Origin of the sequence: Candidatus Phytoplasma melaleucae, from assembly GCF_030588185.1 — a bacterium.
Classification (GTDB): domain Bacteria; phylum Bacillota_I; class Bacilli_A; order Acholeplasmatales; family Acholeplasmataceae; genus Phytoplasma; species Phytoplasma melaleucae.
In genome coordinates, this window is the sequence record NZ_JAOSID010000012.1 from 1 (window position 1) to 5286 (window position 5286).

General features: G+C 44.9%; 2 tRNA genes and 3 rRNA genes. All 5 read right to left on the reverse strand.

Annotation, left to right across the window (positions count from 1 at the left end):
• Window positions 1–93 precede the first annotated feature (93 nt).
• A tRNA-Val gene (locus OC680_RS02075) sits at window positions 94–169 on the reverse strand.
• A 34-nt stretch (window positions 170–203) separates the two neighbouring features.
• Window positions 204–319: ribosomal RNA gene (rrf, locus tag OC680_RS02080) — 5S ribosomal RNA — on the reverse strand.
• Between the two features lie 42 nt (window positions 320–361).
• Window positions 362–3260 (reverse strand): 23S ribosomal RNA (locus OC680_RS02085).
• Window positions 3261–3333: 73 nt separating this feature from the next.
• Window positions 3334–3410: transfer RNA gene (locus OC680_RS02090), tRNA-Ile, on the reverse strand.
• A gap of 82 nt (window positions 3411–3492) precedes the next feature.
• Window positions 3493–5019 (reverse strand): 16S ribosomal RNA (locus OC680_RS02095).
• The 16S, 23S and 5S rRNA genes sit together here with 2 tRNA genes alongside, the layout of an rRNA operon.
• Window positions 5020–5286 lie beyond the last annotated feature (267 nt).

A 5286-nucleotide genomic window follows, 5' to 3' on the forward strand; every position in this document is an offset into this window, starting at 1 on the left:
AAGCAGGAATCGAACCCGCAACCTACTGATTACAAGTCAGTTGCTCTTCCAATTGAGCTATTTTGGCCCTGATGATGTTCACTCGTAGGAAGATGGTAGAGGATGAGGGACTTGAACCCCCGACTTTCTGCTTGTAAGGCAGACGCTCTCCCAACTGAGCTAATCCTCTGTATGATCATCAGGTTTATAGTAGTCACAAGTAATTCTGGGCAAACCCCTATCTTAGCATTTCAAACGAAAAACTATTGTGGGGGTAGAAGGACTTAACTGCTGTGTTCGGAATGGGAACAGGTGTTTCCCCTTTACTAAATCACCCAGAATCTCTCAAAACTAGATAAACAACTTATAACAAAGTATTCACAAATTAAAGTCAATGGATCTATTAGTACTAGTCAGCTCAAAATATCACTACTCTTACACCTCTAGCCTATCTACCTGATCGTCTTTCAGGGATCTCATAGGGAAATCTCATCTTGAGGGCGGCTTCACACTTAGATGCTTTCAGTGTTTATCCGTGCTATACATAGCTACCCAGCGGTGGCTCGGGCGAGCCAACTGGAGCACCAGCGGTATATCCATCCCGGTCTTCTCATACTAGGGACAGCTCCTCTCAAATTTCCAACGCCCACGACGGATAGAGACCGAACTGTCTCACGACGTTCTGAACCCAGCTCGCGTACCGCTTTAATGGGCGAACAGCCCAACCCTTGGAACCTTCTTCAGCTCCAGGATGCGATGAGCCGACATCGAGGTCCCAAACCGCCCCGTCGCTGTGAACGCTCGGGGGCGATAAGGCTGTTATCCCCAGGGTAGCTTTTATCCGTTGAGTCACGGCCCTTCCATACGGGACCGCAAGATCACTAAGTCCGACTTTCGTCTCTGCTCGACTTGTAGGTCTCACAGTTAAGCTCCCTTATACCTTTACGCTCTTAAAATGATTTCCGACCATTTTGAGGGAACCTTTGAACGCCTCCGTTACTCTTTAGGAGGCGACCGCCCCAGTCAAACTGCCCACCAAACACTGTCCCTCATAATACACTTATGGAGGTTAGAAACTAAAAATAACAAGAGTGGTATCCCAACGGCGACTCTGTCAAAACTAGCGCTTTAACTTCACAGTCTCCCACCTATTCTGTACATGTCATTTTCAAATTCAATATTAAGTTACAGTAAAGCTCCATGGGGTCTTTTCGTCCTGTCGCGGGTAACCGGCATTTTCACCGGTAATTTGATTTCACCGAGACTCTTGTTGAGACAGCGCCCAAATCGTTATGCCTTTCGTGCAGGTCGGAATTTACCCGACAAGGAATTTCGCTACCTTAGGACCGTTATAGTTACGGCCGCCGTTCACTGGGACTTCAATTCAATGCTTTGGGGGCTCCCCGAACATCTCCTCTTGATCTTCCAGCACCGGGCAGGCATCAGCCCCTATACATCACCTTACGGTTTAGCAGAGACCTGTGTTTTTGATAAACAGTCGCTTGGGCCTATTCTCTGCGGCTTTTACTTTTTATAATAAAAGCCCTCCTTATCCCGAAGTTACGGAGTCATTTTGCCGAGTTCCTTAACAAGAGTTTTCTCGCGCGTCTTAGTATACTCTACCTTTCCACCTGTGTCGGTTTACGGTACAGGTAAAAAAACCATTAACCCTAGAAGTTTTTCTAGAAAATATGAAATCAGTCGCGTTACCCTCAAATCTCATTTTTTATGATAAGAAGACGGATTTGCCTATCTTCTCAAACTTGATTTTTCAACCTTAATCCAATTAAAGGCGCGCTTATCCTCTTTTGTCGCTCCATCAGTGGTTTTTTTAGTGCAGGAATTTTAGCCTGCTGTGCATCGACTACGCATTGCTGCCTCGCCTTAGCCCCTGACTAACCCAGGGCGGACGACCCTGCCCCTGGAAACCTTGGATTTTCGACGGATAGGATTCTCACCTATCTTTTCGTTACTTACACCGGCATTCTCACTTCTGACCTCTCCACCACTGCTTCCGCTATAGCTTCATCGATGTCAGAACGCTTCCCCTACCATAGCTAACCAAGCCAGCTCTAATGAGCGTATTAGTTAGCTATCCGTAGCTTCGGTATAATGTTTGAGCCCCGTTACATTTTCGGCGCAACAACATTCGATTAGTGAGCTATTACGCACTCTTTAAAAGATGGCTGCTTCTAAGCCAACTTCCTAATTGTCTGTACGTTACTACTTCCTTTTCCACTTAACATTAATTTAGGGACCTTAGCTGACGGTCTGGGCTCTTTCCCTTTTGACCACGGACCTTATCACCCATAGTCTGACTGCTGGTTTACAGTTCATGACATTCGGAGTTTAATTGAGATCAGTACCTCGAGGTGAGGCCCTCACTCATTTAGTGCTCTACCTTCATGAACTATTGACAACCAACGCTAGCCCTAAAGCTATTTCGGGGAGAACCAGCTATCTCTGAGTTCGATTGGAATTTCACCCCTAGCCACAAATCATCCAAACACTTTTCAACGTGTCCTGGTTCGGCCCTCCATTTAGTGGTAACTAAACTTCAGCCTGTTCATGGCTAGCTCACTTCAGTTTCGGGTCTATGACATACAACTAACCGCCCTGTTCAGACTCGCTTTCGCTACGGCTCGGTTCCTACAAACTTAACCTTGCTATATATCATAACTCGCCGGTTCATTCTGCAAAAGGCACGCCATCACTCCTTAACGAGCTTTGACTACTTGTAAGCACACAGTTTCAGGATCTCTTTCACTCCCCTCCCGGGGTTCTTTTCACCTTTCCCTCACGGTACTAGTTCACTATCGGTCACCAAGGAGTATTTAGCCTTAGGAGATGGTCCTCCTATCTTCCAACAAGATTTCTCGTGTCTCGCCGTACTTTTCGATACCCTAGATTTTAACTGACCTTTACAGGACTATCACCTTCTTTGGTATTTTTTTCCAAAAACTTCAAGTTGATTAAAATTTGATCACTAGTAATTGGTATCAGGCTGGTCTGGATTCGCTCGTCACTACTACCAGAATCGTGGTTACTTTCTATTCCTGCAGTTACTTAGATATTTCAGTTCACTGCGTTCCCATCCACAGATAAAATGCTAAATGCCTTTTAAACTGCAGATACTATAACTTCCTTATAGTGGGTTGCCCCATTCGGACATCCACGGATCTCCATTTATTTACAACTCCCCGTGGCGTATCGCCGTTAATTGCGTCCTTCATCGGCTCTTGGTGCCAAGGCATCCACTGTGCGCTCTTATTTTCTTTAATTTGGTAAAAATCATCATGGTTGTTTATCTAATTTTCAAAGAACTTTTTTTTAAGGAACGGGTACCTACGTGGTTGGTGGGCCTAAATGGACTTGAACCACCGACCTCACGCTTATCAGGCGTGTGCTCTAACCAACTGAGCTATAGGCCCTTTTGTTCCTTAAAAAGAGAAAAACTTATGGTATTGTAAGTCTTTCAAAACTGAAGATGATTGATTTTATTTATTTCCTTAGAAAGGAGGTGATCCATCCCCACCTTCCGGTAGGGATACCTTGTTACGACTTAACCCCAATCATCGACCCTACCTTAGACGGTTCTCTCTTTTTACAAAGTTAAGTGCCCGCTTTTGGGTATTGCCAACTTTCGTGGTTTGACGGGCGGTGTGTACAAACCCCGAGAACGTATTCACCGCGACATGCTGATTCGCGATTACTAGCGATTCCAACTTCATGAAGTCGAGTTGCAGACTTCAATCCGAACTGAGACTATCTTTTTGAGATTGGCTAAAAACTCGCGTTTCAGCTACTCTTTGTAATAGCCATTGTATCACGTTTGTAGCCCAGGCCATAAGGGGCATGATGATTTGACGTCATCCCCACCTTCCTCCAATTTATCACTGGCAGTCTCATTAGAGTCCCCATCATAACATGCTGGCAACTAATGACGAGGGTTGCGTTCGTTTTGCCACTTAAGACAACACCTCACGGCACGAACTTCCGACAACCATGCACCACCTGTGTTTCTGGTGACCTCCATTATATTACTATAACTTTGCAAAAACATGTCAAGGCCTGGTAAGGTTTTTCGCGTATCTTCGAATTAAACAACATGATCCACCGCTTGTGCGGAGTCCCGTCAATTCCTTTAAGTTTCATACTTGCGTACGTACTACTCAGGCGGAGTACTTAATGTGTTAACTTCAGTACCAGTTTGACCTGACACTTAGTACTCATCGTTTACGGCGTGGACTACCAGGGTATCTAATCCTGTTTGCTCCCCACGCTTTCGTGCCTCAGCGTCAGTCAAGACCCAGCGAGCCGCCTACGCCTCTGGTGTTCCTCCATATATTTACGCATTTTACCGCTACACATGGAATTCCACTCGCCTCTATCTTACTCTAGTCTGACAGTTTCAATAGCAGGACAATGTTGAGCACTGCCATTAAACTATTGACTTGCCAAACCGCCTACGCACCCTTTACGCCCAATAATTCCGGATAACACTCGCCCCTTATGTATTACCGCGGCTGCTGGCACATAATTAGCCGGGGCTTATTCATTAAGTACCGTCAAGAGAGTTTTTCCACTCTTTTTTCTTCCCTAATAAAAGAACTTTACATACCGAAGTACTTCATCGTTCACGCGGCGTTGCTTGGTCAGAGTTGCCTCCATTGCCAAAAATTCCCTACTGCTGCCTCCCGTAGGAGTTTGGGCCGTGTCTCAGTCCCAATGTGGCTGTTCAACCTCTCAGTCCAGCTACACATCATCGTCTTGGTAGGCCATTACCCTACCAACTAACTAATATGGCGCAAGCCCCTCCTTAAGCATACCTATAAATAGGTCTTTTAAAACTTTCTAGAGGCCTAAAAAGTTCCTATCCAGTCTTAGCAATCGTTTCCAACTGTTATCCTCGTCTTAAGGGTAGGTTACTTACGTGTTACTCACCCGTTCGCCACTAAAACCCGTAGGTTTCCGTTCGACTTGCATGTATTAGGCACGCCGCTAGCGTTCATCCTGAGCCAGGATCAAACTCTTCATTATATTTGAACCAAAAACCACACAATGAGTGGTATGATTCGGAGACTGTATATGTCAATCTATCATATACCAGTTTGTATTGCAAAAAATAAATCAATCATTTGAGAATACCTTTGCAGTATATTCTCTATATTAAATAAAATATCATCTTCAGTTTTCAAAGACTTCCCATGTCATGCTAGAGAGGCATATCCTCCCTCCGGTATCAGGATAACGACTTCGGAGTGGTCAAAATTAAACACATATGAGAAAAAGTAATAGTAGTTAGAT